The organism is Pseudomonas sp. LAIL14HWK12:I7 (genome assembly GCF_000483465.1).
In the GTDB taxonomy this organism is placed as follows: Bacteria; Pseudomonadota; Gammaproteobacteria; order Pseudomonadales; family Pseudomonadaceae; genus Aquipseudomonas; species Aquipseudomonas kermanshahensis.
This window is the reverse complement of the sequence record NZ_AXYZ01000001.1, coordinates 272,516-296,600: the sequence shown is the minus strand read 5'-3', so window position 1 is coordinate 296,600 and position 24,085 is coordinate 272,516. Positions and strand designations below refer to the sequence as shown.

Below are 24,085 nucleotides of genomic sequence, written 5' to 3'. Positions count from 1 at the left end.
TGCTTGCCCGCGAAGGGCTGCCCTGCAGCCCCAGTCTATGATGGAAAAACTCTGGGAAACATCCCATGTAGATAGCGGACGGTGACACTGCGCAAAATCAAAACTCAATCCGCATCCGAATCAAACAACCGCTCCAACTCCACCCGCGCTTCCTTCGCCGTCTGCATCACCTTGGCCCGGTCATCGCGCACCTGCCCCTGGGCCTCCAGCACTTCTTCGTCATGCTGGGTGAACCGCGCAATACGGTCCGCCGCTTGTTCGTCACTCAACCCCAACCCCACCAGCGCACGGCGGGTCAGCTCCAGGCTTGAGTAGAATGTCTCGCGAATGGGCTCGGCACCCACGTCCACCAGCTTGTGCACATGCTGGCGGTTACGTGCCCGGGCCAGCACTTTCAGGTGCGGGTACAGGCGCTTGACCCGCTCCGCCGTGCGGGTGGTGACTTCCGGGTCGTCGGTAGTGATCACGAAATACTCCGCCTCGCCCACCTTGGCCGCATGCAGCACTTCGGGGCGCAGGGGGTCGCCGTAGAACACTGGGGCCTGCTCGAACATGCGGGTCATCTCGATGGCGTCCACCGAGGTTTCCAGGGCGATGAAGGGGATCTTCTGGGCACGCAGGATGCGCGAGACGATCTGCCCCATGCGGCCCATGCCAACGATCACCACGCGCGGTGCATCGGTCTGGATCTGCTTGTACTGTTCGGGCACTTCACGCTGCGGTTGCGGGCGCTTGAGGGCACGGGCGCAGCCGAGCATCAACAGGGGCGTGATGGCCATCGACAAGGTGATGGTCATCATCAGCAGGTCGTAGGTCTGCGTGTCGAACAAGCCTTGGTCCTTGCCCAGCTTGAACACCACGAAGGCGAACTCGCCACCCGCCGCCAGCACCATGCCCAGGCGCAGGGCGCTGGCGCTGTTGAGGCCGCCGGCCAGCCGGCCGACCCCTATCAGCAAGGTCAGCTTGACCGCGATCAGCAGCAGGGTCAGGCCCAGCAGCACCAGCGGCATTTCCAGCAGCAGGCTGAGGTTGGCGCCCATGCCGACACTGATGAAGAACAGCCCCAGCAGCAGACCTTTGAACGGTTCGATCTGCGATTCCAGCTCGTGCCGGTACTCCGAGTCGGCCAGCAACAGGCCGGCCAGGAATGCACCCAAGGCCATGGAAATACCGGCCTCTTCCATCAGCCAGGCGGTGCCGATCACCACCAGCAGTGCGGTGGCGGTTGAAACCTCTGGCAGGCCGGTGCGCGCGACGATGCGGAACACCGGGCGCAGTAAGTAGCGGCCGCCCACGATGACCACGGCGATGCTGGCGAACACCTTCAGTGCATGTTCAAGGCTGTCACCGTGGCCGGTATCCGGGCCGCTGGCGGCCAGCAGCGGGACCAGGGCAATCAGCGGAATGGCAGCGATGTCCTGGAACAGCAGGATGGCGAATGCCAGGCGACCGTGAGGCGCGTTGAGCTGTTTGCTTTCGGCCAGGCTCTGCAGGCCCAGGGCGGTGGATGACAGCGCCAGGCCCAGGCCCAGCACCAAGGCGGCGGCCAGTGACTGGGCGAAGCCGAACAGGGCGATGGCGCCAATCACCGCGCCGGTCAGCAGTACCTGCGCAGCGCCCACGCCGAACACCGACTTGCGCATCAGCCACAAACGCTTGGGCGACAGTTCCAGGCCGATGATGAACAGCAGCAGCACCACGCCGAGTTCCGAGATGTGCGCGACGCTTTCGGTATCGCGGATCAGCCCCAGTGCCTGCGGGCCGATGGCCACGCCGGCCAGCAGGTAGCCGATCACGGCGCCCAGCTGCAGGCGCTTGGCCAGGGGAACAGCAAGGACCGCGGCGAGCAGGAAGATCACCGCGGTTTGCAGAAGGCTGCCTTCGTGTGGCATTGGCTCGTACTCCATGAGCTGCCGGGGCAGCGTTGAACAATGTGGCCGGCAATTCTGGGCATTGTGCGGGTATCAGACAATCCGGCTTGCAGGAGAAACATTGTCCCGCTTAACAAGACAATTAGCTGATCGCACGCGCATCGGCTCAGCTTTCGCCAAACTGCGCCCGGTACTGTGCTGGCGTCATGCCGATGCGCTCGCAAAACACCTTGCGCATATGCCGATCACTGCCAAACCCACAGCGTGCCGCCACCACCTTCAACGGCAGGTCGCTGCCTTCGAGCAGTTTGCGCGCCTGGTCAATGCGCGCATTTTGCAAGTACTGCAACGGCGTGATACCGACCTCGCGCTGGAATGTACGGGCAAAGTTGCGGCTGCTCATGGCCACCAGGTCGGCCATTTTCTGCACGGTAAAGGCCTGGTCGATATGGTCGACGATATAGGCCTGCACCCGCGCGGTTGGTGAATCATCACGCGGCACGGCCGCCAGCAACGGCCCATACGGGGTTTGCCCGCCCTGACGATGGCGAGCGACCAGCAGCACCTTGGCCACTTCCAGGGCCAGGGCCTTGCCGTGGTCTTCGGCGACCACGGCCAGCGCCAGGTCGATACCGGCGGTGATGCCGCCCGAGGTGATCAGGCAGCGGTCGATCACGTAGATCTGTTCGGTCTCGACGTTCGCCTCAGGGAAGGCCCGCGCCAGCCGTTCGACGTAGTTCCAGTGGGTGGTGCAGCGATAGCCGCCGAGCAGGCCGGCCCGGCCCAGCAAGAACACGCCGGTGCAGATGGCACCAAACCGCTTGGCCCCGCGCACGGCCTGCGGCAGCCAGTGCTCAAGGCCCGGCAGCGCGACGTCATAGGCCCCTGGGCCGCCGGGTACCAGCAACAGGTCGACGGCTTCGGGCAGCTCTTCCAGACGCAGGTCGGCCATCACCCTCAGCCCGCATGAGCCGCGCACCGTACCCTGGCCTTCGGCCAAGGTGATCAGCCGGTACTGCCGCTCAGCGGGCAAAAACCGGTTGGCGATGGCAAAGGCGTCCATGGGGCCGGTGACATCCAGCAACAGCACATCATTGAACAGCACCATCGCCACGGTGCGGTGGGCGGGATTTTCCTGCATGCCTCTTTCGCCTTGAATGCGGGCCGCCGGTAGCGGCCTGAAACTGAACACGCGCGCATCTTAAGGTATTGGTATAGCGGCCAGGGCCAGCACTGCACAATTAAGAACTCTTCAGGTTTGCCTCAGGACTTTGTCATGACCCGGGGGCGAGACTTTCCTCATTGAACAGGAGAGTCGCCATGAGCCCTCTGACGATCCGCAGCACCTCACCGGCCCCAGGCGCGCTGACCCCTGCGCGGCTGCGCCAGGCCAAGGAACTGATGCTGCACAGCCCTTTGTCGATCATCGAGATCGCCGGTGTGTGCAACCTGACCCGTAGCCATTTTTCGCGCGCGTTCAAGGTCAATACCGGTTTGTCGCCCCAGGCCTGGCGCCTGCTGGCGCGCATGGAGAAGGCCAAGCGCCTGCTGGCCACCGAGGCGCCGATCACCCATGTCAGCCTCGAATGTGGTTTCTGCGACCAGTCCCATTTCACCCGGGCATTCAGCCGCCTGGTCGGCCAGCCGCCCAAAGCGTGGCGGTTGACCACGCAAGGTGCCGCGTCCGGCCCGCATTCTTAAGCGCCTTTTATCCATTGGTATACCACCTTCGGGTAGTACACCTGAGTTTCACACCCTAAGCCCAATGCAAGGAGTTACCCTCATGAGCCAACCGGATTACAAGCGCCTGAACAAAGACGACGCCGTGGTGCTGCTGGTCGACCACCAGACCGGCCTGATCTCCCTGGTGCAGGACTTCTCGCCCAACGAGTTCAAGAACAACGTACTGGCCCTGGGCGACCTGGCCAAGTTCTTCGGCCTGCCGACCATCCTCACCACCAGCTTCGAACAAGGCCCCAACGGCCCGCTGGTGCCCGAGCTGAAAGAGATGTTCCCAGACGCGCCGTACATTGCCCGCCCTGGCCAGATCAACGCCTGGGACAACGAAGACTTCGTCAAGGCGATCAAGGCGACAGGCCGCAAGCAGCTGATCATCGCCGGCGTGGTCACTGACGTATGCGTGGCCTTCCCGACCTTGTCGGCGCTGGCTGAAGGCTTCGAGGTGTTCGTGGTGACCGACGCTTCCGGTACCTTCAACGAAACCGTGCAGCAGGCCGCGTGGGTACGCATGACCCAAGCAGGCGCACACATGATGAACTGGTTCTCGGTGGCCTGTGAGCTGCACCGCGACTGGCGCAACGACATCGAAGGGCTGGGCAATCTGCTGTCGCAGCGGATTCCCAACTACCGCAACCTGATGAACAGCTATGCGGCGTTGAGCGCTCGCTGATCCAAGCCTGCACAGCGACAAAAAAGCCGGCGCCCTCACAGGGCGCCGGCCTTTTCGTTTGCCACTAGCGGGTGATTACTTACCCGCCGTCAGCGCGTTGTAGCTGGTCATCAAACTCCGATAGTCCGGAATGTGGTTGGAGCACAGTGCTGCCAACCCTTCGACGTCATTGCGCCAGTCGCGGTGCAGCTCACAGGCCACGCCAAACCAGGTCATCAGCTGCGCACCGGCACGGCTCATGCGGTCATGGGCGGCATCGCGGGTCATTGCATTGAAGGTGCCGGAAGCGTCGGTCACCACGAACACCTCAAACTCTTCTTCCAAGGCTGCCAGCGCCGGGAATGCCACACATACTTCGGTCACTACACCGGCGATGATCAGCTGCTTCTTGCCAGTGGCCTTCACTGCCTTGACGAAATCTTCGTTGTCCCAGGCATTGATCTGGCCTGGGCGGGCAATGTACGGGGCCTCTGGGAACAGCGCTTTCAGCTCGGGGACCAGCGGGCCGTTGGGGCCTTGCTCGAAGCTGGTGGTGAGGATGGTTGGCAGGTTGAAGAACTTGGCCAGGTCCGCCAGGGCCAGTACGTTGTTCTTGAATTTGTCCGGCTCGATGTCACGGACCAGGGACAACAGGCCAGCCTGGTGGTCGACCAGCAGCACAGCGGCGTCATCTTTGTTCAGGCGGTTGTAGGTGAATTTGCTCATGGTCCGTGCTCCTAAAAGGCTTCGATGTTTTCAGTAAGTGGGGTGTTTCGCGTTGATGGGCACAGATTAAATTCATCACCTTTGCTGCGGTAGACTGCGAAAATTGCCTTTAGCGTTCCATTTGGAGAACGATCATTGGAAGACCTCAACTCCCTCTACTACTTCACCCAAGTCGTCGAGCACGGCGGCTTCGCCCCGGCCGGGCGGGCGCTGGACATGCCCAAGTCAAAACTCAGCCGGCGCATTGCCGACCTTGAGGACCGCCTGGGCGTGCGCCTGCTGCACCGCACCAGCCGGCACTGCTCGTTGACCGAAATTGGCCAGGCCTACTACAACCGCTGCCTGGCCATGCGCGTGGAAGCCGAGGGCGCGGCGGAGATCATCGAGCGCAACCGCAGCGAGCCTCGCGGCCTGGTGCGCATCAGCTGCCCGACCACCCTGCTCAACTCCTGGGTCGGGCCAATGCTGACCCGTTACATGCTCAAGTACCCGCAGGTGGAGCTGTTCATCGAAAGCACCAACCGCCGCGTCGACCTGCTGCACGAAGGCTTCGACGTCGCGCTGCGCGTGCGCTTTCCGCCACTGGAAAACACCGACATGGTGATGAAGGTGCTGAGCAACAGCACCCAGTGCCTGGTGGGGCATCCGCAGTACCTGGCGCAACTGCCCGAAGGCTTCGACCCGCAGCTGCTTGGCACGCTGCCCAGCGTGCATTGGGGCAGCGCCCAGCGTGAGTACCAATGGGAGCTGTTCCAGGGCGAGGACATGAGCCGCAGCATCGTGATCCCGCACACGCCGCGCATGGTCACCGACGACCTGTTCGCGCTGCGGCATTTTGTAGTGGCCGGGGTTGGCATCGCGCACTTGCCACGGGTGGCCGTGCGCGAAGACTTGGCCGAGGGCCGGCTGGTGGAGTTGCTGCCAGAGTGGCACCCGCGGTGCGGCATCGTGCATGCGATCTTCCCGTCACGGCGCGGGTTGTTGCCGTCGGTGCGGTCGCTGATCGATCACCTGGCCGAGGAGTTCGCGATCAGCGACATGGCCTGAGTCAGTTGCTGTCAGTACCGGCCTCTTCACGGGGCCCAGCGCCCTGGAGACCACGCGGTCCCTGTGGGAGCGGGCTTGCCCCGCGAAGAGGCCAGCACACCCTTACAAGACCCTCACCTACGCGTGCGCCACAGTCTGGGATCATCCACCCCGGAGCCCTCATGATCCGCGCCAATCACGGACCAGGCCGCGCCCTGCTCGCCTCCCTCGCCCTTTGTCCCGCATTCAGCCAGGCAGATGAACCCGGCTGGTCGCTGCTCAGCCGCAACTACTTCCTGCACAGCGACTTCCGCTCGCCTTCCGGCAGCGGCCAAAACTACCGCCAGGAATGGGCCCAAGGCTTCATCGGTGAAATCCGTTCGGGGTTCACCGAAGGCACGGTGGATGTTGGCATCGACGCGCATGGTTTTCTCGGCCTCAAGCTCGACGGTGGCCGCGGCCATGCCGGTACTGGCTTGCTGCCGCGTGACAGCGATGGGCGTGCCGAGTCCGACTATTCCAGCGCCGGTGCAGCCCTCAAGCTACGCCTGGGCAATACCCTGCTGCGCTACGGCGAGATGACTGTCGAGACACCGGTGTTCGACACCGGCGACAAACGCCTGCACCCCGAATACGCCACGGGTTGGTTGCTGGAGAACACCGACTTGCCCGACTGGCGCCTGCAGGCGGGCCGCTTCACTGCGTTCAACAACCAGGACAACAGTTCGACCCACGACGATTTCGCCGGCTACGGCGCCACCACCCATGGCCGCGCTATCAGCCTGGCCGGCGCCACGTTCGCCCCCGATGGCCCGTTCGGCGGTGCGCTGTACACCAGCCAGCTGCAAGACACCTGGCACCAGGCCTACCTCAATCTCAACCTGGCCGAGGGCAATTGGCGCCTGGACGGCAACCTCTACAAAACCCGTGATACCGGCAACGCCAGCGCTGGCGCCATCGACACCACCGCCTACAGCCTGGCGGGCAAGTACCGCTTCGGTGCCCAGGCGCTGACCCTGGCCTACCAGAAGGTCGAGGGCGACACCCCCTTCGACTTCGTCGGCGGCGACTCCATCTACCTGGCCAACTCGATCAAGTACGCCGACTTCAACGGCCCCGGCGAGCGTTCGTGGCAACTGCGTTACGACCTCGACTTCGCCACCCTCGGCATGCCCGGCCTGAGCCTGATGGGCCGCTACGTCAGCGGCCGCGGTGTCGATGGCACGCATGCCCCGGCAGGGGGCGCCTACACGGCGCAACAGGGCCAGGGCGGGCGCCACTGGGAGCGCGATGTCGACCTCAAGTACGTGGTGCAGTCCGGCGCCGCCAAAGACCTCAGCCTGGCGCTGTCCCACGTCAGCCACCGCGCCAACCAAGCCCAGGCGGGCGATGATATCGACCGCTTCTACGTGATCATCGAATACCCGCTCAAAGGCGGCTTTTGAACAAAAAAGGGGCCTCTACGGGCCCCTTTCCTCATGTCAACTTAGAACGCAAAACACGAACACCCCAACGCCCCCCAGAACCCTTGGAAGTCGTTCACCGGCACGCTGGAATGCCGCGCCTTTTCGTGGCTGTGTGCATGCACCCCACACGGCCCGCTGCACTGGTGCACCGCCGCTGCCAGCGATGGCGTACCCACACGCCAGTGCCCCGGCACCTTGGCCACCGGCGACCATTCCGGCAAGACCGGTACCTGCGGTGGGCCGAGCCTGTCGAACTCGCCGGCAGCGTACACGACCTTGCCGTCAACGATGGTCAGCACCGACTCGATGCCCTTGATCGCTTCTTCCTCGACACTGAAGAAGTCCAGCGACAACGCCGCCAGGTCCGCCAACTGGCCAACCTTGATCTGGCCCTTCTTGCCCTGCTCGCTGGAGAACCAGGCGCTGCCCTGCGTGAATAATTGCAGCGCGGTGTCACGGCTCAGGCCCTCAGGGTACAGCTCCATGCCGCCGACGGTCTTGCCGCTGACCAGCCAGTACAGCGAAGTCCACGGGTTGTAGCTGGAGACGCGGGTCGCGTCGGTACCGGCCCCAACCGGCACGCCCATGTCGAGCATGCGCTTGATCGGCGGGGTCTGCTCGGCAGCCTTGGCGCCGTAGCGGTCGACGAAGTACTCACCTTGGAAGGCCATGCGGTCCTGGATGGCGATACCGCCGCCCAAGGCGCGCACGCGCTCGATGTTCTGCGGGGTGATGGTCTCGGCGTGGTCGAAGAACCACGGCAGGCCATTGAACGGGATGTCGCGGTTGACCTTCTCGAACACATCCAGCATGCGCGTGATGGATTCGTTGTAGGTGGCGTGCAGGCGGAACGGCCAGCGCTGCTCGACCAGGTGGCGTACCACCGGTTCCAGCTCTTCTTCCATGGTTTGCGGCAGGTCCGGGCGCGGCTCGAGGAAGTCCTCGAAGTCGGCCGCGGAGAACACCAGCATCTCACCCGCGCCGTTATGGCGCAGGAAGTCGGTGCCGCTGTGCAGCTTGACGCTGGAGGTCCACTTCTTGAAGTCGTCGAGTTCTTCCTTGGGCTTCTGGGTGAACAGGTTGTAGGCGATGCGCACGGTCAGCTGGTTGTTGTCTGCCAGCTCCTGGATCACCGAGTAATCGTCCGGGAAGTTCTGGTAGCCGCCCCCGGCGTCGATGGCGCTGGTCAGGCCCAGGCGGTTGAGCTCACGCATGAACTGGCGGGTCGAGTTTACCTGGTACTCCAGCGGCAGCTTCGGCCCTTTGGCCAGGGTGGCGTAGAGGATCATCGCGTTAGGGCGGGCGATGAGCATGCCGGTCGGCTCGCCGAACTTGTTGCGCTGGATCTCGCCACCCGGCGGGTTCGGCGTGTCCTTGGTGTAACCCACGGCTTTGAGCGCGGCGCGGTTGAGCAGCGCGCGGTCGTACAGGTGCAGCAGGAACACGGGGGTATCGGGCGCGGCCTGGTTGATTTCTTCCAGGGTCGGCATGCGCTTTTCAGCGAACTGGAACTCGTTCCAGCCACCGACCACACGCACCCACTGCGGGGTCGGGGTACGGGCGGCTTGGTCCTTGAGCATGCGCAGGGCATCGGCTACCGAAGGCACGCCTTCCCAGCGCAGCTCCAGGTTGTAGTTCAGGCCACCGCGGATCAGGTGCAGGTGGGAGTCGTTCAGGCCCGGGATGACCGTGCGCTGCTTGAGGTCGATGATCTGCGTGGTGGCGCTTTTGTGGGCCATGGCTTCGGCGTCGCTGCCGACGGCGATGAAGCGGCCGTCCTTGATGGCGACGGCGGTGGCGGTGGGCTTCTCACGGTCGACAGTGTGCAGTTTGCCATTGAACAGAATGAGGTCGGCGGTCATGGAGCCTCCTTGAGTGGATGCATGGGCGGAACCGGCGGAGCCGGCGAAGGGCAATGCGGACCAGAGCGCGCCGGCGGCACCGAGCACGGTGCTGGTGGCGAGGAACTGGCGACGGCTCTTGTCGTTAGGGTCCTGGGACATGGTCTTCTCCGTCTGGGTGCGGCAGCGGCAAGCGCAACTGCCGAGCATGCCGGTTCAAGCCTGGTCAGGGATTGCATGGATGTGCGGTGGGTTGAAGAAGGTTAGCCCTGTTCACGTTTTGTGCTGCCAGGGCCGGCCTCTTCGCGGCGGTCCGGCGCCCCGGTGAACCCGCTCCCACAGGGGCATCACATGCCCCAAAAGCTGTGTTGATCCTGTGGGAGCGGGTTTACCGGGGAGCCGGACCGCCGCGAATGCCTCACACCGTCATCGCTGGAGAAACGCCAACAAGTCTTCATTCAGCTGCTGCGCATGCGTCACGGCAAACCCATGCGGCGCACCTTCATACACCTTCAGCTCGGCCCCACGAATCAACTCGGCGGCTTTCTTGCCCGTGGTCTCAAACGGCACGATCTGGTCCGCATCACCGTGGATCACCAAGGTCGGCACCTCAATCTTGGCCATGTCCGGGCGGAAGTCGGTCTCGGAGAACGCGGTGACGCAATCCAGCGTGCCCTTGATCGAGGCCAGCAGCGCGATGTTCAGGGTCTGCGTCAGCACCCCCTGGGACACCTGCTGCCCTTGGTTCAAGCCATAAAACGGCGTCGCAAAATCGGCGATGAACTGCGCCCGGTCGGCACGCAAGCCCGCCTGAATACCCTCGAACACCGCAGCCTCGACCCCCTCAGGGTTGTCATCCCGCTGGCCAAACACCGGCGTCACCGCCCCCAGCAACACAAGCCCGGCCACCCGCTCGTTACCATGGCGCGCGATGTAGCGGCTGACATCGCCACCGCCCATGGAGAAGCCCACCAAGGTCACTTCACGCAGGTCGAGGTGTTCGATCAGTTGGGCGATGTCATCGGCAAACGTGTCGTAGTCATAGCCATTCCACGGCTGGCTCGACCGGCCGAAACCACGGCGGTCGAAGGCGATGGCGCGGTAGCCACGGCTGGCCAGGAATTCCATCTGCGAATCCCACATGTCGGCGTCCAACGGCCAACCGTGGCTGAACAGCACGGGCTTGCCGCTGCCCCAGTCCTTGAAATAGAGCGAAGTGCCATCGCGGGTTACGAGTGTGCTCATATCGGTATCTCCTTGAAAGTCTATGGGGGAAGGGGCTGAATCAGCCACGCAGCCAGTTGGCGCAGCGGCGGGTTACCCACGGCATGATGTAGAACACCACGGGCAGGATGACAAACAGGTTGACGATCAGGTTGCCGGTGATCGCGCCGCCCAAGTGCGGAAAGCGCGCGAACAACGGCGCCAGCAGTTGCGGAATGACCATGGTCATCGGGCAGATCACCAGGTAGGTCAGCAACGCCTGCTTCCAGCGCGGCGGTTGTGCCGCCGTGGTGCTCGGTGGGGTGAACCAGAACTCTGGGTCTTCGTGAACCTGGGTGTTATCGCCCTCCTCCAGCAGCGGCAGCACCTGGCTGACCAGCGTCTGGCGCTCGGTGGAGTTGACCCAGGCCTGCAGCAGGCTGGCATCGCTGAAGCGCACCACGGTGGTGAAGTGGCGGCCGCCGTCTTCGGGGCGGATCACGTTGACGTCGAGGTGGCCGGGTTGGCGGCGCGCGGCACTGACCGTGTGCTTGAGCCAGTCCTCGTAGCCGGCCAGCGCCTCGGCGCGAACCTTGTGCTGGATGACCAGGGTGACCACGTTGCGGTTGTCTTGGAGTGCGGTGTTCATCGACATTCCTTGGGATGAGCTGGCCCGCACTCACTGTGCAACAGCGAACGGGCGGAGGATTGAATAGGTGTGCTGCCCTTGCCGGGCACCGACGGTCGGTGCCCGGTGCGCGGCGGGTTACTTGCCGGCGTTGAAGGCGTTGTAGCTGGTCATCAGGTTGCGGTAGTCCGGGATGTGGTTGGAGCACAGCGCCGCCAGGCCTTCGACGTCATTGCGCCAGTCGCGGTGCAGCTCACAGGCCACGCCGAACCAGGTCATCAGCTGCGCACCGGCCTGGCTCATGCGGTCATGGGCGGCATCGCGGGTCATCGCGTTGAAGGTGCCGGACGCATCGGTTACCACGAACACCTCGAACTCTTCTTCCAAGGCTGCCAGGGCCGGGAAGGCGACGCAGACCTCAGTCACTACACCGGCGATGATCAGCTGCTTCTTGCCGGTCGCCTTTACCGCTTTGACGAAGTCTTCGTTGTCCCAGGCGTTGATCTGGCCTGGTCGGGCGATGTAAGGGGCGTCTGGGAACAGCGCTTTCAATTCAGGCACCAGCGGGCCGTTGGGGCCTTGCTCGAAGCTGGTGGTGAGGATGGTTGGCAGGTTGAAGAACTTGGCCAGGTCGGCCAGGGCCAGCACGTTGTTCTTGAACGCGTCTGGCTCGATGTCGCGGACCAGGGACAACAGGCCAGCCTGGTGGTCGACCAGCAGCACAGCGGCGTCGTCTTTGTTCAGGCGGTTGTATTTGAATTGGGCCATGGTCGTTGCTCCTAAGGGTTTTGATGTTCAGTAAGTTGGGTGTTTCGCGTTGATGGGAGAAGATTAAAACCATCACCTTTGGAGCGGTAGATAGCGGTTTTTGGCTTTAGCGTTCTGTTTTATGAACGATGGATTGGCAGGCCTGTAAACGGGCAAGCCGGCTTCATGGACGCTGGGCTTGTTGAAGACCACAAGCCAATTCCTACGCCATTGCTTCGTCTGAAGAAAATCCAGGGGGATATGAAGCCAAGCGGCAGATGCTGGCGATCGTTACGCTCGAGAGCGGAAAAATACTGTGGAATTTCATGCAGTGCGACGCGAAAGCACTCAACAAGCACCGCCATGGCGAACTGCTGTACAAGCGCTATGAGTTTCTGCCGGGCAAAGAAAAGGGCCACTGTCACCAGTAGCCCTGAATAGACGCTTGATATTCATATACACACCCTCAAGCCGGGGTGTGGAGGTCTCACCCTGCGCTGATGATTCAGCCATCGACGGGGTTCCTACGCCAGTTACTGCCGCTGAATGGCAACTGGTTTCGCGCTCGGGTAAAACGCTATCACAGTCTTTGAGCAAGTCAACAGCTTTGCGGCAATGCGGGATGTAGTTGGAGCGCAGCGCCGCGACCCCTTCGACCACAGGGCAACGGCCTTGACCGTCAGATACAACTTACCCGTCCCCCATTGCCTGCCTGCCCAACCTGCTCTATTACTACGCACAGCCCTCCCCTCACCCCCGAGACCACCATGCTGGCTTTCATCCAGTCGTCCCCGTTGTTGCTCGGCACTTCACTGATCCTGCTCGACCTGATTCTCTGGCAACTGATTCCCCTCCAACGCCGGGCCTGGCGTATCGGCTCGCGGCTGGTGATTTTCCTGCTGTTCAGCTGGGTGCTGTTGGCCGCGGGCATGAGCCCTTTGCAGCCGCCGCCATGGCCTGACGATGTGTCGCGCAACCTGATGGCGACAGTGCTGACGATCGGCTGGTGGCTGTTCGGTGCGCGCACGGTGACCGTGGTGTTCGGGCTGTTGCTGGTGGCGCGTGGCAGCCATGGCGGGCGGTTGCTGCAGGATGTGCTGGGGGCGCTGATCTTTTTGGCGGCGGTGGTGGCTGCGGCGGGCTATGTGATGCAACTGCCGGTGAAGGGGCTGCTGGCCACCTCTGGGGTGATGGCCATCGTCATCGGCCTGGCGCTGCAAAGCACCTTGGCCGACGTGTTCAGCGGCATCGTGCTGAACACGACGCGGCCGTATCAGATCGGCGATGCCATCTCCATCGACGGCACCGAAGGCAAGGTGCTGGACATCGACTGGCGTGCCACGCGGCTGCTGACCAGTGCCGGCAGCCTGGCGGTGATCCCCAATTCGGTGGCGGCCAAAGCCAAACTGCTCAACCACAGCCGCCCACCTGACGTGCATGGGGTGTCGATCAGTGTGGTGGTGCCGGCCAAGGTGCGCCCCAAGCGGGTGTTCGATGCGCTGGAAAAGGCCCTGCAGGGCACGCGCGCGATACTCGCCACGCCCAAGCCCAAGGTCACGGTGAAGGCGTCGACCCTGGAGTCGGTGGAGTACGAAGCCAGTGGCTTCATTGCCGACATGGGCGGCAAGACCGACGCGCGCAATCAGCTGTTCGACCTGGCCCATCGGCACCTGGAGGCCAGTGGCGTGATGTGGAACGTCGACCTGGCCCTGCCGCCGCGCAGCCGCCAACGCGAGGTGCTGGATGAAGTGCGGGTGTTCCGCTCGCTGAGCGATGACGAGCGCGATGCGCTGAGCCAGCGCATGACGGCCGTGGAATACCTGGCGGACCAAGTGATCCTGGGTGTGGGCGAGCGCTCGGATCACCTGTTGGTGATTGGCAGCGGCGTGGTTTCAGCGTCGATTCGCGATGGCGACAAGCTGCTGGAGGCCGGGCGCATGGGGCCGGGGGAAGTGCTGGGGATCGAGGGGATCATCGACGAAGACGACTCGATGGCCGAGTTCCGCACCTTGACCAGCTGCGTGCTGTACCGCATTGAAAAAGCGCAGGTGAAGAGCTGCCTTGAGCAGCGCAGGGAGGTGCAGACGGCGTTGAGCAAATTGCAGCGGTTCCGGCGCCAGAGCCGGGAGTCGCTGTTGCTGCAGAAGCCGGTTTCGATCAAGAAAGGCGGCTTCCTCAGCTGGCTGCACAAGTAAGCCTGTACTTGCCCCTTCGCGGGTAAACCCGCTCCCACAGGGATTGCGCAAAGCTGAAACCCTGTGCAGTACCGGTGGGAGCGGGTTTACCCGCGAAGAGGCCAGTGCTTACAGCACAACTCTCAAGCACTGCCCCGCGTGGTACAGCGAAAAACCGGACTCGTAGAACGCCGTGCGCAGCGACGGCGCGCTCACCCCTGTCATCGGCGAGAACGGAATCGGCAGGCTGTCCGCTTCGTCCTTGAGCAAGAACTCGGCAAACGCTCGCCCGATCACGGTCCCGGTGGTGTTGCCGCGGCCGTTGTAACCGGTCACCGCCACCAGCCCCGGCGCCGGCTCGAACAGGCGCATCAGGTGGTCGGGGGTAAAGTCGATGCAGCCGGTCCAGTGCATCTCCCACTCGACCTTGCCCAGCTCAGGGTAGTAATGGCTCTGAATACGGTCAGCCCAGCTGCGCACGAACCAGGCCGGCTTGTTGTCGACCCGGCCCAGGCTGCCGAGCAGCAGGCGGCCCTGGTCGTCGCGGCGGATGCTGCTGAGCACAGTGCGGGTGTCCCAGGAGCCCTGGCCATGCGGCAGCACCTTGTCAGCGGCAGCGCCGTGCAGCGGCTTGGACGCGACCTGGTAGTAGTAACCGCGGAAGAACTGCTTCTGCAGGTTGCTCCAGTCGCCTTCGGTGTAGGCACCGGTGGAAATCACCACCTTGTCGGCGCGCACCGAGCCACGTGCCGTTTTCACGCGCCAGCCATCGCCTTCGCGCTCCAGGCCCTCGACCGAGGACTGCTGGAACACCTTGCCACCCAGGCGCGAAACCGCAGCGGCCAGGCCTTGGGTGTAACCCATGGGGTTGATGGTGCCGGCGCGGCGGTCGAGCAGCGCGGCGGAAATCTTGTCGGTACCGCAGTATTCCTGGCACTGAGCGCCGGTCAGCAGCTCGACGTCAGCACCGCGGCGGCTCCATTGTTCATGGCGGGCTTCGAGGTCGGCGATGCCGGTGGCGTTGTGCGCCATGTGCAGCGTGCCTTTGTGCTGGGCTTGGCAGTCGATGCCCAGGCGCTCGATCATGGCGAATACCTCGCCCGGTGCTTCGCCAAGCACTTTGTTCAAGCGGCTGCCCTGCTTCTGGCCGAGGGTCGCCTCGACGTCGTCGGGGCGGATCCAGGTGCCAGCATTGACCAGGCCAACGTTACGTCCGGAGCCACCGTGGCCGATCTTCCAGGCTTCCAGCAAGATCACCGACTTGCCCTGTTCGAGCAGGTGGATCGCTGCGGACAGGCCGGTGATGCCGCCACCGATGACACAGACATCGGCCTTGTGCTCACCGGCCAGGGCCTGGGCGGCGACGGTCGGTTTGCTGACGAATTCCCACAAGCATTGTTGACGCAGTTCGGACATGGCCGGCTCCAGCAGTGTTGTTCTTATTGCGGGTGCATCTAATATTTTGGGGCCGCTTTGCGGCCCATTCGCGGGCAAGCCCGCTCCCACAGAGATCGCGTTGGCTGCAAGATTTCTGTGGGAGCGGGCTTGCCCCGCGAACCGGGGGCTAAGCCCCCGGCCCTGCAGCATCAGTCGAACACGATACCCTGCGCCAGCGGCAGCTCGCGCGAGTAGTTGACGGTGTTGGTCTGACGACGCATGTAGCCTTTCCAGGCATCCGAACCGGATTCACGACCACCGCCGGTTTCTTTCTCGCCACCAAACGCACCGCCGATCTCGGCGCCGCTGGTGCCGATGTTGACGTTGGCGATGCCGCAGTCGCTGCCCGAGGCACTCTGGAAGCGCTCGGCTTCACGGATGTCGGTGGTGAAGATGCACGAGGACAGGCCTTGTGGCACTTCGTTGTTCAGGCGCAGGGCCTCTTCGAAATCATCGTAGGCCAGCACGTAGAGGATCGGCGCGAAGGTCTCGTGGCGAACCACGTCGCTCTGGGCCGGCATCTCGGCGATGGCTGGGGACACGTAGTAGGCGTTCGGGTACTGGTCAGCCAGCTGACGCTCGCCGCCAAACACCTGGCCACCTTCGTCGCGGGCCTTGGCCAGCGCGCCCTGCATGGCGTCGAACGACAGTTTGTCGATCAGCGGGCCCACCAGGTTGTCTTTGCGTGGGTCACCGATACGTACTTTGCCGTAGGCGGCTTTGACGCGGGCAACCACTTCGTCCTTGATCGAGCGGTGCACGATCAGGCGGCGCAGGGTGGTGCAGCGCTGGCCCGCAGTACCCACGGCGGAGAACAGGATGCCGCGCACAGCCAGGTCCAGGTCCGCGCTCGGGGCCAGGATCATGGCGTTGTTGCCGCCCAGTTCGAGGATGCTGCGGCCGAAGCGAGCAGCAACACGTGGGCCGACTTCACGGCCCATGCGGGTGCTGCCCGTGGCGCTGACCAGCGGCACACGTGGGTCATCGACCATCGCTTCGCCCGCTTCACGGCCACCGATGACCAGTTGCGCCAGGCCAGCCGGTGCATCGCCAAAGGCTTTCAGGGCTTTTTCGAACAGCGCCTGGCAGGCCAGGGCGGTCAGTGGGGTCTTTTCCGACGGCTTCCACACCACCGAGTTACCGGCCACCAGGGCCAGCGCGGTGTTCCAGGCCCAGACGGCAACCGGGAAGTTGAAGGCGCTGATCACGCCAACCACGCCCAGCGGGTGCCAGGTTTCACGCATGTGGTGGCCAGGGCGCTCGGAGGCGATGGTCAGGCCGTACAGCTGACGCGACAGGCCGACGGCGAAGTCGCAGATGTCGATCATTTCCTGGACTTCACCCAGGCCTTCCTGGGTGATCTTGCCGGCTTCGATCGAAACCAGTTCGCCGAGGTCGGCCTTGTGTTCACGCAGCACTTCACCGAACAGGCGGACCAGCTCGCCACGGCGTGGGGCCGGCACGGTGCGCCAGGCGTCGAAGGCGCTTTGCGCCTGATCGATGCGGGCGATGGTCTCGGCCTTGCCGAGCAGTTTCACCGAGGCGATCTGGCTGCCGTCGATCGGCGTGTGAACAGGGTAGTCGCCCTGGGTGTAAGCCTCGGCGGCAACGCCAAGGCGCTCGAGCAATCCAGCAACCATTTGTGCATCTCCTACATCGGTGATGGGGTGGAAAAATGATGTGGATCAGTATTAATCCGATCACACCAGTGCAACAAACGACCTTTATTCCGCATATCATTCCGTCAGGTAATGATTTGAGCCGCAGAGACCGCTATGTCCAAACGCCTGGTGCCCTCCATGACCGCCCTGCAGTGCTTTGAAGCTGCAGCCCGTCATTTAAGTTTCACCCGTGCCGCCGAAGAGCTGCACCTGACCCAGAGCGCGGTCAGCAAGCAAGTGGCGCAACTCGAAGACATGCTGCGCCACCACCTGTTCCTGCGCATCCGCCGCCGCCTGCAGCTAACGCCAGCGGGCAGCCTGTACCTGGCCGAGGTCAACAAGATCCTCACCCAGGTGGACATGTCCAGCCGCTACGTACTGACCTATGGCGAGCAGACCGAGATATTGAAGGTAGCCACTCAACCGAGTTTTGGCGTGCGCTGGCTGATCCCCCACCTCAAAGGCTTTGGCAAGCGCCACACCAATATCCACCTGGACATCCGTAACGAGATGGAGCCATTCGCTTTGCTGCAAGGCTCGGCGGATGTGGTGTTCTTCTATGGGCAAGGCACCTGGCCGGGGGCGACCTGTGTGGAGCTGTTCCGCGAAGAGGTGGTGCCGGTGTGCGCGCCGGAGCTGTTGGCCGGGCGGGCGCTGGCCGATGCCGGTGAGTTGGCCGAGCTGGTGCTGCTGCAGAGTACGTCGCGGCCAGAGGCGTGGCATGAGTGGTTTCTGGAGCTAGGGCTGCAGAGTGTCAGCGCCTACCACGGGCCGCGGTTCGATACGTTCTATATGGCCTTGAGCGCGGCGCAGGCGGGCTGTGGGGTGGCGCTGGTGCCGCGGTACCTGGTGGCCAAGGAGCTGAATGAAGGGAGCCTGGTCATTGCCTGGAATCATGCGATGAAGAGTACCGGGGCGCATTACCTGGCGTATGCCGAGCATGCGGCGGAGGTGCCGAAGGTGCGGGCGTTGGTGGAGTGGATTCGCGAGCAGTTGTAGGCTCTAGGGCCTCTTCGCGGGTAAACCCGCTCCCACAGGGGTGGTGCAATGCTTGAACGCTGTTCAGTACCTGTGGGAGCGGGTTCACCCGCGAAGGGGCCCTAGGTCGATCAAAAAAGGAATGACACTCGCACTTTTTTTCGCTTGTGAGCCATGTGCATTCCCAGCTTTCATGTAAGCGTCCGAACCCAACCAGGAAGCTAGCGATGCCCGCCCACGATTTCGTCAGCCCAGACAGCATCCGCGCGCAGTTCTCTGCCGCCATGTCGCTCATGTACAAACAGGAAGTGCCGCTGTATGGCACGCTGCTGGAGCTGGTGAGCGAAATCAACCAGCAGGTGATGGCCCAGCAACCAGAGGTGGCCGAAGCGCTGCGCTGGACCGGCGAAATCGAGCGCCTGGACCAGGAACGCCACGGCGCCATCCGCGTCGGCACCGCCGAAGAACTGGCCACCATCGCCAAACTGTTCGCGGTGATGGGCATGGAGCCCGTCGGCTACTACGACCTCAGCTCTGCAGGCGTACCCGTGCACTCCACCGCCTTCCGCGCCGTGCACGAGCAGTCCCTGCATGTCAGCCCGTTCCGGGTGTTCACCTCGCTGCTGCGCCTGGAATTGATCGACAACCCGCAACTGCGCGAACTGGCACAGGGCATCCTGGCCAAACGCAAGATTTTCACCCCGCGCGTACTCGAGCTGATTGCCCAGTGCGAGCGTGACGGCGGCCTCAGCGCAGCCGACGCCGAGGCGTTCGTGCAGGAAGCGCTGCACACCTTCCGCTGGCACCATGACGCCACGGTAACCGCCGAGCAGTACCAGCAACTGCACGACCAGCACCGTCTGATTGCCGATGTGGTGGCCTTCAAGGGCCCGCACATCAACCACCTGACCCCGCGCACCCTGGACATCGACGCGATCCAGGTCGGCATGCCGGCCAAGGGCATTCCGCCAAAGGCCGTGGTCGAAGGCCCGCCCACCCGCCGCCACCCAATTCTGCTGCGCCAGACCAGCTTCAAGGCGCTGCAGGAAAAAGTCGCCTTCAGCGGTCAGCAAGGCAGCGAGGGCAGCCACACCGCGCGTTTCGGCGAGATCGAACAACGCGGTGCCGCACTGACGCCGAAGGGTCGCCAGCTGTACGACAAACTGCTTGATGCTACCCGCGCCGCCTTGGGCGGTGTGCCAGCCGAAGCCAATGCCGAGCGTTACAGGACGCTGTTGAGCCAGACCTTCGCCGAGTTCCCCGACGACCTGGCGCAGATGCGTGAACAGGGCCTGGCCTACTTCCGTTACTTCGCCACCGAAAAAGGCCTGGCCGCTCGCGATTACAGCGACCGCCCGACCACCCTGCAAGGGCTGATCGATGCGGGGCATGTGCACTTCGAGGCGCTGGTGTACGAAGACTTCCTGCCGGTGAGTGCAGCGGGGATCTTCCAGTCCAACCTGGGCGATGATGCGCAGGCAGAATACGGCAGCAACGCTAACCGTGAGGCGTTCGAAGCTGCATTGGGGCTGAAGGTGCAGGATGAGCTGGCGTTGTATGCGCAGAGCGAGCGCCGCTCGTTGCAGGCGTGTGCACAGGCGCTGAACCTGGGGTCGATGTAAGCCTTAGGGTCGCATTGGGTCGCGCTGCGGCCCAAGCGTCGGCAGGACCTGCACATCTGGCAGGTCCATCGCCGCCACCTCCGCGTGCAAGAATTCGCTCAAGCGCCGCAACCGCTCGCCACCCGGCCGGGTGCGCGGCCACACCAGGTAGTAATCCATGCCGCTGGGCACCGCCGTTGGCCAGGGCAAGCTCAAACGCCCCTGCGCCACATCCTCGGCCACCATCAGCAAATCCCCCATCGATATGCCATAGCCACGCGCCGCTGCGATCATGCCCAACTCCAGGGTATCGAACACCTGGCCGCCCTTGAGCGACACCTTGTCGCTAAGCCCCATGCGCTCCAGCCATTCGCGCCAGTCACGCTTGTCCACGGTCGGGTGCAGCAGTTCGATGCAGGCCAGCCGACGCTCGTCCCACGGCCCATCATCGAGCAGGTCCGGGGCGCCCACCGGGATCAGCAGTTCGGGAAACAACCGGCGCACTTCCCAATGCGCCGGGAACACGCCATCGCTGAGCAACACGGCGCAATCGAAAGGTTCCTGGTTGAAGTCGACATGGTCGACGTCCATCCAGGCGCTGGTCAGTTGCACTTCGTTACCGGGCTGCAGGTGACGAAAACGGCTTAGGCGGGCCAACAACCAGCGCATGGTCAGGGTAGAGGGCGCTTTCATGCGCAAGATGTCATCTTCGCCGCGCAAGGTGTCGCAAGCCCGCTCCAGTGCGGCGAAGCCTTCGCGCACGCCGGGCAGCAACACCCTGGCCGCTTCGGTCAATTGCAAGCTGCGGCCGCTGCGCACGAACAGGCGGCAAGCGAAGTGTTGTTCAAGGGTGCGGATATGGCGGCTGACCGCACTCTGGGTAATCGAAAGTTCTTCGCCGGCACGGGTGAAGGAGCTCAGTCGCGCAGCGGCTTCGAATGCGCGCAAGGCATACAACGGTGGGAGCTGACGAGACATTAGGCACCTGCCATGCGGGCTGGGGAACGGATCGCTGACAGCATAAACACATGAGTCAAACTCATGCCAATGATCGTTTTTATCCTTTTGTGCAAAGCTGACCAAAGCCTCAGAATCGCCCTTCGCTCACGGGATCAGGAAAAGGACCACACGCATGCATGTAGCGCCTACCACCGAACTCAAGGCTTTGCTGCGCCTGGCTGGGCCGCTGATCGCCTCGCAGTTGGCGCACATGCTGATGGTGCTGACCGACACCCTGATGATGGCCCGCATCAGCCCGCAAGCCTTGGCGGGCGGCGGCTTGGGCGCTGCGAGCTACTCGTTCGTGTCGATTTTTTGCCTGGGCGTGATCGCCGCGGTCGGCACGCTGGTGGCCATCCGCAAGGGTGCCAACGACATCGAGGGCGTCACACGCCTGGCACAAAGCGGCCTGTGGCTGGCCTGGGGCCTGGCCCTGGTCGCGGCGCTGGTGCTGTGGAACCTGGAGCCGGTGTTGCTGATGTTTGGCCAACAGCCGGAGAACGTCGCCTCGGCCGCCGAATTCCTCACCCTGCTGCCGCTGGCCCTGCCCAGCTACCTGACCTTCATGGCCCTGCGCGGCTTCACCAGCGCGCTTGGCCGCTCGACGCCGGTGATGGTCATCAGCGTGATAGGCACGGTGCTCAACTACCTGCTCAACGTTGCGTTGATCGAAGGCATGTTCGGCCTGCCCAAGCTGGGCCTGATGGGCATCGGCCTGGTCACTGCCGTGGTGTCGCTGGGCATGGCGATTGCCTTGGCCCTGTACATCCGCTGGCACTCGGCCTATGCCGCCTACCCGCTGCGCCAGGGCCTGTCACGCCCTTCCCTGCCAGCCCTGCGCGAGCTGTGGCGGCTGGGCCTGCCGATTGGCGGCACGTACATGGTGGAGGTGGGCCTGTTCGCCTTTGCCGCGCTGTGCATGGGCGTGCTCGGCAGCACGGAGCTGGCGGCGCATCAGATCGCGCTGCAGATCGTTTCCACGGCGTTCATGGTGCCCACCGGGCTGTCCTATGCCGTGACCATGCGCGTGGGCTTGTACTACGGCGGCGGCAACCTGCTCGCGGCCCGCAGCGCAGGCCGGGTGGGCATCGGTTTCGGCGGGATGATCATGTTCGCCTTCGCCGCGCTGTTCTGGCTGTTGCCGGATGCCCTGGTGGGGTTGTTCATCGACCGCAACGACCCCGCGTTCGCGGCCATCTACCAACTGGCCGTGCAGCTGGTGATGGTCGCGGCCTGGTTCGAGCTGTTCGACGGCATGCAGACCATCGCCATGGGCTCGATCCGTGGGCTGAAGGATGCCAAGACCACCTTCCTGATCGGGCTGTGCTGCTATTGGCTGGTGGGCGCCCCCAGCGCTTGGCTGTTCGCCTTCAACCTGGGAGGCGGCGCGGTCGGGATCTGGTGGGGGCTGGCGTTGGGGCTGGCCTGTGCGGCAGTGGCGCTGACCCTTGGCTTTGAATGGCGGATGAAACGGCTGTTGAGAAAGGCGGGTTTGCCTGACAGGTCTGCACTGCCTGTGTGATTGCCGGGGCTGCTTTGCAGCCCTAGCCGCATTACAGGCTAACCAGATGCGGCGTTCCACAGTCCTGCAAAAACGCCATCAACTCCGCCACCGGCAGCGGCTTGCTGACCAAAAATCCCTGCACCTGGTCACAGCCGAACTCGCGCAACAACGCCATCTGCGCTTCGCTTTCCACTCCCTCGGCAACCACTTCGAGGTTGAGGTTATGCGCCAGGTTGATCATGGCGTGCACCAGCTTGCGGTTCTCCTCGCGCATTTCCATCTCGGCGACAAAGCTGCGGTCAACCTTGAGCAAGGCGATTGGCAGGCTGTTCAAGTGCACGAACGATGAGAAGCCGGTGCCGAAGTCATCCAAGGAAAAACGCACGCCCAAGCGCCCAAGGGCATCCATGGTCTGGCGCACCTGTTCGTTGCGGCGCATGACCGCCGTCTCGGTCAGCTCGAACTCCAGCCAGCGCGCATCGACGCCGTGCTCGATGATCAACCGGCTCAGGGTGGCCAGCAGCTGGCTGTCCTGAAACTGCCTGAAGCTCAGGTTCACCGCCATGTGCAGCGGCGGCAGGCCATGCTCGCACAGCGCCTGCATGTCACGCAGCGCGCGCGATATCACCCAGTAGCCAAGCGGCACGATCAGCCCGCTCTGCTCGGCCAGCGGCACGAACTCGCTGGGCGGCAACAGGCCGCGCTCGGCATGGCGCCAGCGCACCAGCGCCTCGAGGCCAACGATGCGCCCATCGGCCAGGTTCAGCCGTGGCTGGTAATGCAGCTCCAGCTCGTCACGGCGCAGGGCCCGGCGCAGCTCGCTTTCCAGGTCGGCGAGGCTGCGGGCGTTGCGGTTGATGCGTTCGTTGAAGACATGAAAAGTACAGCCCTGGCTACCCTTGGCCTGGCGCATGGCGATGTGCGCATGCCACATCAGCGGGTCGGCGCCGCCCTGCGCCCGGGCGTGAGCCAGGCCCAGGCTGCAGCCGAGCAGCAGGCTTTCGCCGTCGATCCAGTAAGGCTCGGCCAAGGCTTCGATGATGCGTTCGGCCATCCACTCGGCGCGGTTCGGGTCGCGGCGGGTATCGATCAGCAGGGCGAATTCGTCACTGCCCAGCCGGGCCAGCTGGTCACCGGCCTCCAGTTGCAGCTTGAGCCGTGCCACCACCTGCAGGATCAGCCGATCGCCGCTTTGATGGCCAAGCGCGTCGTTGACGTGGCGGAAGTTGTCCAGGTCGAGGTGGCCGAGGGCCAGGCCACGGCCATCCCCCTCTGCCAGGCGCGTGGTCAGCAAGGCCTGGAAACCCTGGCGGTTGGCAATACCGGTCAGCGGGTCCTGCTCGGCCAGGCGTTGCAAAGTGGCAACCAGCACGCCGCGCTCGCGAACGTGGCGCAACGAGCGGCGCAAGGCATCGGCATTGAGGTGGTCACGCACCAGCCAGTCGCTGACCCCGGTGGGCGCCACTTCAGGCTCGTGATCAAGCAGCACGATAGTGGGCAGCTCGCAGCGGCCGGGGGCTGGCTGCAAGGCCGGGGTGGCCAGGATCACGGCTTGGCGGTCGTGGCTGAACAGGCTATCGACCGACTCCCAGTCAGGTGCGGTCAACAACACCGCGCTGCCGCTCAGTGCTTGCACGCACTCGCGCAACAGCACGGCCCATTCCGGCTCATCAGCCAACAGCAGCAAACGCAACGGTTCGACAGGCGTGGACAAGCGGGCTCCTTAGGGCATGGGCGGGTGCAACGGCAGAGGCCAAGTATGCCACTGCATGAATGAAAATGATTTACGCTTTTATATATGTAGGCAACGACACATTTCGTCGTGCATCGTGCG

The 24,085-nt window shown here is 63.7% G+C and carries 20 protein-coding genes; 9 read left to right on the top strand and 11 right to left on the bottom strand.

Annotated features, from left to right (window positions below):
- Positions 1 to 104 precede the first annotated feature (104 nt).
- Positions 105 to 1,892 carry a monovalent cation:proton antiporter-2 (CPA2) family protein gene (locus D886_RS0101415; RefSeq protein WP_027592194.1) on the bottom strand — a complete coding sequence of 596 codons (1,788 nt, stop codon included), beginning with the start codon at positions 1,890 to 1,892 and terminating at the stop codon, positions 105 to 107.
- A gap of 145 nt (positions 1,893 to 2,037) precedes the next feature.
- Positions 2,038 to 3,012, bottom strand: coding sequence for a GlxA family transcriptional regulator (locus D886_RS0101410; protein ID WP_027592193.1), 975 nt, complete (start codon positions 3,010 to 3,012; stop codon positions 2,038 to 2,040).
- A 179-nt stretch (positions 3,013 to 3,191) separates the two neighbouring features.
- Here D886_RS0101410 and D886_RS26675 point away from each other — a divergent pair, with 179 nt between their 5' ends.
- The gene (locus tag D886_RS26675) at positions 3,192 to 3,572 is read left to right on the top strand and encodes an AraC family transcriptional regulator (protein WP_050580711.1); all 381 of its coding nucleotides are present in this window, start codon (positions 3,192 to 3,194) and stop codon (positions 3,570 to 3,572) included.
- An 82-nt stretch (positions 3,573 to 3,654) separates the two neighbouring features.
- Positions 3,655 to 4,281, top strand: a complete 627-nt coding sequence (gene ycaC, locus D886_RS0101400; protein ID WP_027592192.1) for an isochorismate family cysteine hydrolase YcaC — start codon at positions 3,655 to 3,657, stop codon at positions 4,279 to 4,281.
- A 75-nt stretch (positions 4,282 to 4,356) separates the two neighbouring features.
- On the opposite strand, the gene ycaC (D886_RS0101395) is transcribed toward ycaC (D886_RS0101400), so the two are convergent.
- Positions 4,357 to 4,986, bottom strand: a complete 630-nt coding sequence (gene ycaC, locus D886_RS0101395) for an isochorismate family cysteine hydrolase YcaC (RefSeq protein ID WP_027592191.1) — start codon at positions 4,984 to 4,986, stop codon at positions 4,357 to 4,359.
- Positions 4,987 to 5,121: 135 nt separating this feature from the next.
- On the opposite strand from ycaC (D886_RS0101395), the gene D886_RS0101390 reads away from it, so the two are divergent.
- A complete protein-coding gene (locus tag D886_RS0101390) occupies positions 5,122 to 6,033 on the top strand; it encodes a LysR substrate-binding domain-containing protein (RefSeq protein WP_027592190.1) in 912 nt (303 codons plus the stop codon).
- A gap of 161 nt (positions 6,034 to 6,194) precedes the next feature.
- The gene (locus D886_RS0101385) at positions 6,195 to 7,457 is read left to right on the top strand and encodes an OprD family porin (protein WP_027592189.1); all 1,263 of its coding nucleotides are present in this window, start codon (positions 6,195 to 6,197) and stop codon (positions 7,455 to 7,457) included.
- Between the two features lie 41 nt (positions 7,458 to 7,498).
- Here the strand turns inward: D886_RS0101385 and D886_RS0101380 are convergent, their stop codons facing one another.
- The 4 genes from D886_RS0101380 to ycaC (D886_RS0101365) all read right to left on the bottom strand — a co-directional run bounded on the left by D886_RS0101380 (position 7,499) and on the right by ycaC (D886_RS0101365) (position 11,918).
- Positions 7,499 to 9,340, bottom strand: a complete 1,842-nt coding sequence (locus tag D886_RS0101380) for an amidohydrolase (RefSeq protein ID WP_027592188.1) — start codon at positions 9,338 to 9,340, stop codon at positions 7,499 to 7,501.
- Between the two features lie 405 nt (positions 9,341 to 9,745).
- Complete coding sequence (locus tag D886_RS0101375) at positions 9,746 to 10,564, bottom strand: alpha/beta fold hydrolase (protein WP_027592187.1); 819 nt, start codon at positions 10,562 to 10,564, stop codon at positions 9,746 to 9,748.
- Positions 10,565 to 10,604: 40 nt separating this feature from the next.
- On the bottom strand, positions 10,605 to 11,171 hold the full coding sequence (locus tag D886_RS0101370) for an antibiotic biosynthesis monooxygenase (RefSeq protein WP_027592186.1): 567 nt from the start codon (positions 11,169 to 11,171) through the stop codon (positions 10,605 to 10,607).
- Between the two features lie 117 nt (positions 11,172 to 11,288).
- Positions 11,289 to 11,918 (bottom strand): isochorismate family cysteine hydrolase YcaC, encoded by a 630-nt coding sequence (ycaC, locus tag D886_RS0101365; RefSeq protein WP_027592185.1) that lies wholly within the window; start codon positions 11,916 to 11,918, stop codon positions 11,289 to 11,291.
- A gap of 257 nt (positions 11,919 to 12,175) precedes the next feature.
- Between ycaC (D886_RS0101365) and D886_RS28305 the strand changes: the two genes are divergently transcribed.
- A complete protein-coding gene (locus D886_RS28305; protein ID WP_177323865.1) occupies positions 12,176 to 12,328 on the top strand; it encodes a hypothetical protein in 153 nt (50 codons plus the stop codon).
- Positions 12,329 to 12,664: 336 nt separating this feature from the next.
- Positions 12,665 to 14,092 (top strand): mechanosensitive ion channel family protein, encoded by a 1,428-nt coding sequence (locus D886_RS0101355; RefSeq protein WP_027592184.1) that lies wholly within the window; start codon positions 12,665 to 12,667, stop codon positions 14,090 to 14,092.
- Positions 14,093 to 14,200: 108 nt separating this feature from the next.
- Here the strand turns inward: D886_RS0101355 and D886_RS0101350 are convergent, their stop codons facing one another.
- On the bottom strand, positions 14,201 to 15,487 hold the full coding sequence (locus D886_RS0101350; protein WP_027592183.1) for an FAD-binding oxidoreductase: 1,287 nt from the start codon (positions 15,485 to 15,487) through the stop codon (positions 14,201 to 14,203).
- Positions 15,488 to 15,657: 170 nt separating this feature from the next.
- Positions 15,658 to 17,148 (bottom strand): aldehyde dehydrogenase family protein, encoded by a 1,491-nt coding sequence (locus D886_RS0101345; RefSeq protein ID WP_012274799.1) that lies wholly within the window; start codon positions 17,146 to 17,148, stop codon positions 15,658 to 15,660.
- A gap of 135 nt (positions 17,149 to 17,283) precedes the next feature.
- On the opposite strand from D886_RS0101345, the gene D886_RS0101340 reads away from it, so the two are divergent.
- Both D886_RS0101340 and D886_RS0101335 read left to right on the top strand, forming a co-directional pair.
- Complete coding sequence (locus D886_RS0101340) at positions 17,284 to 18,168, top strand: LysR family transcriptional regulator (RefSeq protein ID WP_027592182.1); 885 nt, start codon at positions 17,284 to 17,286, stop codon at positions 18,166 to 18,168.
- Between the two features lie 206 nt (positions 18,169 to 18,374).
- Complete coding sequence (locus tag D886_RS0101335) at positions 18,375 to 19,769, top strand: VOC family protein (protein ID WP_027592181.1); 1,395 nt, start codon at positions 18,375 to 18,377, stop codon at positions 19,767 to 19,769.
- Between the two features lie 3 nt (positions 19,770 to 19,772).
- On the opposite strand, the gene D886_RS0101330 is transcribed toward D886_RS0101335, so the two are convergent.
- Positions 19,773 to 20,726 (bottom strand): LysR substrate-binding domain-containing protein, encoded by a 954-nt coding sequence (locus D886_RS0101330; RefSeq protein WP_027592180.1) that lies wholly within the window; start codon positions 20,724 to 20,726, stop codon positions 19,773 to 19,775.
- A 154-nt stretch (positions 20,727 to 20,880) separates the two neighbouring features.
- On the opposite strand from D886_RS0101330, the gene D886_RS0101325 reads away from it, so the two are divergent.
- Positions 20,881 to 22,269 (top strand): NorM family multidrug efflux MATE transporter, encoded by a 1,389-nt coding sequence (locus D886_RS0101325; RefSeq protein WP_027592179.1) that lies wholly within the window; start codon positions 20,881 to 20,883, stop codon positions 22,267 to 22,269.
- 31 nt (positions 22,270 to 22,300) lie between these two features.
- On the opposite strand, the gene D886_RS0101320 is transcribed toward D886_RS0101325, so the two are convergent.
- Positions 22,301 to 23,965, bottom strand: coding sequence for a bifunctional diguanylate cyclase/phosphodiesterase (locus D886_RS0101320; protein ID WP_027592178.1), 1,665 nt, complete (start codon positions 23,963 to 23,965; stop codon positions 22,301 to 22,303).
- Positions 23,966 to 24,085: the final 120 nt, after the last annotated feature.